Here is a 6,230-nt window from a genome sequence, read left to right on the forward strand (position 1 = left end):
GAAAACGCGATAGCACGCACGGCAGACATCGCCGTCGGTATGACCGCTGTGGCCGGGTCCCGGCCGGGGATCACGGCATCGGCCAGGTCAGCGCCGACCAGAGCCGCCGGGTCGATCGAGCAGGAAAGCAACGTCGCCCGCAACCACCGACTACCCGTCAGAATCGCACCGGTCAGATCCGCGCGGACCAGCCGGGCACCGGTCAGATCAGCCCCGGACAGATCAGCTGCGGACAAAGACGTGTGCTCGACGAGCGCACCGGACAACGTTGCTCTCCGCAGTACGGCGTCCGTCAACACCGTGCGGACCAGCCGGGCCCCGGTCAGATCCGCCCCGGTCAGATCCGCGCCCCACAAGTCCAGCCCGGACAGGTCCGCCTCCCGCAGGTCGGCCCCGATGAATCCCTCCGGGGGCACGTCCACCCCGACTCGGCGGGTCGGTTCGCTCGGCGGGAACGACAACAGTCGCGTGGCCACCTCCCGGAGCGTGTCATCCACCCGCAGGATCAGGCCGCTGCGTTTGAGCCAGCCGAGTCCGAATGCCTTCCCGGCAGCCTCAGCGAGGTCGACGGCGAACTCGTGCGCCGACGGGTAGCGTGCGTCGATGTCCTCCTCGACCGCCCGCATCACCACCTCGGCCAGCGCCGGGTGCACACCGGTCAGCGGCTCGACCCGCGGCCGGGCCGGTGGCCGGCCGGCGAACAGCCAGTACAGCACCAGTCCGAGCGAGTACAGATCCGTCGCAGGGCCGAGCGCGGCGAAGTTGCGCTGTTCGGGCGCCATCCAGAACGGCGTCCCCGTCCGGCCGAACGCCGTGGTGTGCTCCAGCAGCTTCGCGATCCCGAAATCAACGATCTTCAGCGTGCCGTCATCGCCGAGCAACAGGTTCGCCGGCTTGATGTCACGGTGCAGCATCTGCTTTCCGTGCACATAGGCCAACGCGTCCGCGGCCGCAAGACCGATTCCGCACACCGCCTCCGGCGGCAAAAGCCGGAGCACCTTGTCCAAAGACCGACCGTCGACGAACTCCATGAACAATAGGAATAGATCATCGACATCGACCGCATCAAAAATACCGACCAGATGCGGGTGATTCAGCCGGGCAAGAGCCTTCGCCTCGTCGACGACGCGCTGATGCATATCCGTATCCTCGACCAACACGGCCTTGACCGCGACAAGTCGATCCAACCGACGATCAAACGCCTGGAACACATCACCGAAACCACCACCACCAAGCCTGCCACGCAGTTCAAAACGGTCGGGTAACGCCCGCGCCACATGATTACGGTCGACCGACACAGTCCCGCCACTCCTCCCTGGCGACCGCCCGAAGATCCCGGAAGGTACGGGCCGTGATCCCCCGGATGGGATAACTGTAACCAATCAGGCTCATCCAACGACAAGCAGCTGACCGGCACGCAACCGGCGGAAGCCTTCCTATGGGATCATCAAGACAGAATGTGACTTTAATATTACATTCTGTAATGATGCTCGGACAGAAGGGCCACTTTATGACCGAGACAGCGGTCGCCGACCAGAGCGAGACGGCTATCTCCGGCCCCGGCCCCGGCGCGGGCGCTGGCGTTGGGGGGCGTGAGAGGCCGGCGGGGTAGCGGACCGGGGTCCGGAGTGGGTACCGGGGAGTGGCTCGCTGGGGTCCAGCCGATTCAAGGAGTCGATGAAGCCGTCGAGTTCGCCGGGTTCGAATCGGCATCTGCCCAGCGCCCACCACAGCTCATCGCACGGGTTCCCGGCGAGTTTGTACGTGCCGTCGGGTAACAGCACAGCCCAGGCGTCGCCGGGCAGTCCGAGCAGGGTTGCGACCGTGCTGAGCGTGGCCGGGTCCCACAGCCGGATCGTGCCGTCGGTGCTCGCGGTGGCGAGCAGGCTGCCATCGGGTGCCGCGGCGAGCGCGGTGACTGGGCCGAGGTGCCCGGTGAACCGACCGATCAGCGTACCTGTTCGGGCGTCGGTGAGGCGGATGGCGGTGCCGTCGGCAGCCGCGTAGAACCGCCCGTCGGGGCTGGTGACCGATTCTGGGCCGGACGGGATACGGTCGCCCTTACCGAGGCTGTCGGAGTTGTCGACGCGATGGCTGCTCCGACCCTGAGCGAGGTGGCGTCCGGTGACGGTTTCCCAGGTTCGGGTGGTGCCATCCGCCCCGACGGAGGTAAGCGTGGTGCCGTCGGGGGAGAACGCCACAGCGACCAGTGGCCGGGCGGTACCGGAGATCTCGGCGACGGTGCGATAACCGCCGGCGGGGACGCTGTTCACTGCGCGGATGCTGATGAACTCGCCCGCGGCGGCGGCTAACAGGTGACCGTCGGGATGAAATGCGAGGGCGGCGGCGGAATGCCGCGCGATGAACTCGGTGAGCGGCGCTCCGGTGGCCAGGTCCCAGAGACGGATGCCGCCATCCTCACTGCCGCTCGTTAGAAATCGGCCGTCGGGGTGGAATGCGGCAGCCCGCACGGCTCTGGAATGTCCGGCCAGACCTCCCGCGCCCTCTCCGGTATTCGCGTCCCACAGCCGGATGGCACCGTCCTCGCCGGCGGTGGCGAGTCTGCGGCCGGAGGCGTCGAACACCACCGCGTGCACCCAGCCGTGGTGAGTGTACTGGTTGGCGACCACGGTGCCGTCGGCGGTGGAGAGCAGGATAAGGCGGCCGTTGGTGGTGCCGCAGGCAAGCAGACCGGAGTTCGGGTGGAAGGCCATCGTCGACACCCAAGGCAGTTCGGCGCCGACGCGGCCGAGATAGAGGTCGCCCTCGTCGGGCTGGGCCGGGGTGGTCGGGATGCGGTGCAGGCGGATGCCGTCGGTGGATGCGGAGGCGAGCAGAGTGCCATCCGGGCTGACAGCTACGGCGTTCACCTGGTCGTCGTGGCTGGTGAAGGTGGCTTGTTCGGTGCCGCTGGCGACGTCCAGCAGTCGAACGGTGTGATCGCTGCCGGCAGTGGCCAGTAGCTGGCTGTTCGGGGTGAAGGCCACATCGACGACCAGGCCGCTATGGCTGGTGAGAATCCGTACCGGACGGTGCCGGTAGGCGTCGAGGAGCAGAACACCCACGCCGTAGGCGACGGCGAGCAGCCTGCCGTCGGGGCTGTAGGCCAGCGCACCCGCGCTGGCCGGGGGCGGTGGGAATACCGGGGCGACCCGGTCACGGGTGGTGATGGCGGCGACCGCCAGCTCCGGGACTTGGGCGCTGGCCCCGAGCATGCCGCCGAGGATGGCAGCCCCGTGCCAACGACTGCCGGCCAGAAGGGCGTCCCGCAGGTCGGTGCCAGACAGGACGGCGCCCCGCAGATCGGCGTCGGCGAGTTTCGCTCGGCGTAAGCTGACTCGCACCAGGTGGGCCTCCCGCAGGTCGGCACCGGCCAGGTTGGCACCGTCAAGGTTGGTATCATTCAGTTTCATCCCGACGAGCCGGGCGCCACGCAGGTTGGCCAGGTGCATGTCCCGGCCGGACAGATGTTGGCCACGCAGGTCCTGCCCGGCAAGCTGGATGGCGTCGGCTGTCACCCCCAGTGGGGCGGCGAGGCGCAGCGCGTTGGCACGGGCTGCCGGCCCGGTGTCGGCGTCGGCGTCGGCCAGCACGGTGCGGACCCAGTCTCTGACCTGATCGGGGTCAGATGTGCCGATGAGGAACCTGGCGACGAGATCGGAGATCTCCCGTTCGGCCAGCACCGCCGGGGCGGCGACGCCGGTGCCGATCTCGCTTGCAGCTACTGTGGCGACGAGGTAATCGGCAACGGACTGATGTTCGAAGGCGAACATGTCACCGTCGACGCGGGCCAAGAGGCTGCCCGATCCTATGGCGAACGCCGCTTCGTCCGCCCCCATCCGCAGGGAGCTGAGATCGGTCAAGGTCTCCCGCACGGTGCCGGTGAGGCCGTTGAGGTCGATGGTGTCCGTCTGGTTCAGCCACAGTGTGACCGCCACGCCATCGACGGCCCGCCGGATGTGATTCCGGGTGAGGCCCGGCTGGGAGCTGCGGGTGGGGCGGCGCCGGGCGACCTCGTGATCCAGCCACCGACCGATGATCCGCTCATACAGGACCGCCAGGCTACGGTCCGGGTCGGGGGCGCCTTCGCTGATCGCGTGAAGGTCGGAATCGTCAAGGTCGGCCAGGAACGACAGCATCCGCGGGTTACCAGCCAGGCCGATCAGATCGCGGACCTTTCGCAGGCGAGCCATTCTGCCATCGGCCTCTTGTTCCGCCCGAGACCGCGTCGCCGCATCGCCACGATAGGCGACGGGTGAAGGCGGGGGTGAAGGCGGAGGTGAAGGCGGGGGTGAAGGGACGGTAGCAGCGGCCGTGGCGGGCGTGAGTTGGCGGACGAGAAACTCTCGAATCTGGCCTTCGTCGAAGTCGACGAGCCGGATCTGCCGGCTGGCGGCCAGCAACCCGACCTGCTCGCCGAGCGCCGTCCGCCACTGACCATCGCTGGCGAAATGTTGGGTTCGGCTGGTGAGCACCACCTTCGCCTTCCCCGACACCGCCGACAAAAATGTCGACAAGTACTCGGATGCATGGGCATAGGTGACCCGCGACGCCAATTCATCGAAGCCGTCGAACAGCAGTATTGCACGGCCTCTTTCAAGTATCCGCCGCACCACCCGCACATCGACGCCGTATTCTCCCGCCTTCGACAGGTGCAGCGCGAGCAGATCGTCAACACTGGGCGTATTCTCGAGGGTGTGAATTTCGACCAACATCGGGACGGTGTTCGGCAGTTTTTCGGGTAGCCGCCGGGCCAGCTCACGCAGCAGGAACGTCTTACCGTACCCGGAATCGGCGAGGATCAGCAGGAACCGGGCCGCGTCTACGTCGAGCCAATCGACTGTCGCGGCGAACACGTCGTCCCGTTCCGGGGCTCCCGGAGGCTCGTCGAGCAGGACGAACCGTTGCGGCACGTACAGCTCCGGCGGGTAGCTCCGGTCATTCTCAAGGCGTTCACGCTGGCGGGCCAGGTAACGCCTCGGATCCCAGCGACCCTCGAACTCAGCCAGGCTGCGCACCTGGACGCCGAGGCGGCGGCCCCGCCACACCAGACCAATCTCGACGAGTGGGCCGCTATACACCAGCTCGGATTCGACGGTGTCGCCAGGTGGTTCATATGTCAGGTGGACGCGAGCGTGAAATGCTTCCAACGCGGCTTGGTTCAGACCGTCGGCGGCTACGCCGACCGGCCAGCGCTGGCGCTCGCCGTCCCGCTCTCCGTCCAGGTCGAGGTACGGCACTGGCGTCGCTCTCGGATTCGGCCGGACGGTCGCGCCCAGGTATCGCTCACGACAGGCATGCGCGACCCGGTCGAAGAAGGTCCCAGGCACCTCCCAGCCGGGGAACCGGGGCGGTTTTCCCGCCGGGTCCGAGTGGCCCGTGGCTGGGTAGGGTGGCTCCTCGTCCGGTTGGGTGTGCCCGGTCCTCGCGGCGCGTGCACCGCCGAGCAGGACACGGCGTGCCTCGTCTTCTGCCAGGTCGAACAGGTCGACACGGACCGGGTACTCAAGGAGGCCGACCGGTTCACACCGTTCGACCCGGACCGGGATGATCCGGCGCTCGCTGGGCTGGTAGCGCGCCTGCCACTCAGCCTGGCCCCAGGCGGTCTTCAGATAGGCGTCCGACAGCACGGTCAGCACATGATCTGCCCCGGCCAGCGACTCCTGCATCCAGGTGGCGAACGCAGTGCCGGGGACGAAGTTCCACTCCTGCACGTGGACAGCCCAGCCGTCCTGGCGGAGCTGCCAGGCGATCCATTCCACCCAGCCCTCGTCGGTCTGGGCATAACTGACAAAGAGCACCGACCTGGATGGACCTGCCACCTTCGACATACCCCTCGAAGTCACCAACCAAGAATGACATACCGTGCATGCGGCGCGGGCCGAGTGGAGGTTCACGCACCAGCGGACGAGAAGAAGCGGAACGGGATGTGCCAGCGGGAAACGGTCATCGGCATATCCGCCGGAACGGCTGATCGGGGATGTACCGGGACCATTCCTGTTCAGTCAGCCCACCGGCACGCCGGCACGCCTCCCCCACGAGATCCCCACGGATCCGTTGCAGCTCTGCCAGATCCCACAGCGTCACGGTGCGGTCGTCGCTGCCGGTCGCCAGGGTGTGTCCGTCCGGGGAGAACACCACCGACCGCACCGGACCACTGTGGCCGGCAAGGGGGCCGCCAAGCCGACCGGGGGAAGCGCGGTCGGCCAGGTCCCACAGCACCACGGTGC

At 67.5% G+C, this 6,230-nt stretch carries 3 protein-coding genes; all 3 read right to left on the reverse strand.

Features of this window, described 5'->3' with window-relative positions; all coding sequences use genetic code 11:
• Window positions 1-1,298 (reverse strand): serine/threonine-protein kinase (locus U9978_RS22800; RefSeq protein WP_322763195.1); only part of this gene is annotated, 1,298 nt, incomplete at its 3' end.
• A gap of 249 nt (window positions 1,299-1,547) precedes the next feature.
• Complete coding sequence (locus U9978_RS22805; RefSeq protein WP_322763196.1) at window positions 1,548-5,822, reverse strand: TIR domain-containing protein; 4,275 nt, start codon at window positions 5,820-5,822, stop codon at window positions 1,548-1,550.
• 124 nt (window positions 5,823-5,946) lie between these two features.
• Window positions 5,947-6,230 (reverse strand): WD40 repeat domain-containing protein (locus U9978_RS22810; RefSeq protein WP_416211110.1); only part of this gene is annotated, 284 nt, incomplete at its 5' end.

The sequence above is a fragment of the Protofrankia sp. Cr2 genome (genome assembly GCF_963555885.1).
Taxonomy (GTDB): domain Bacteria; phylum Actinomycetota; class Actinomycetes; order Frankiales; family Frankiaceae; genus Protofrankia.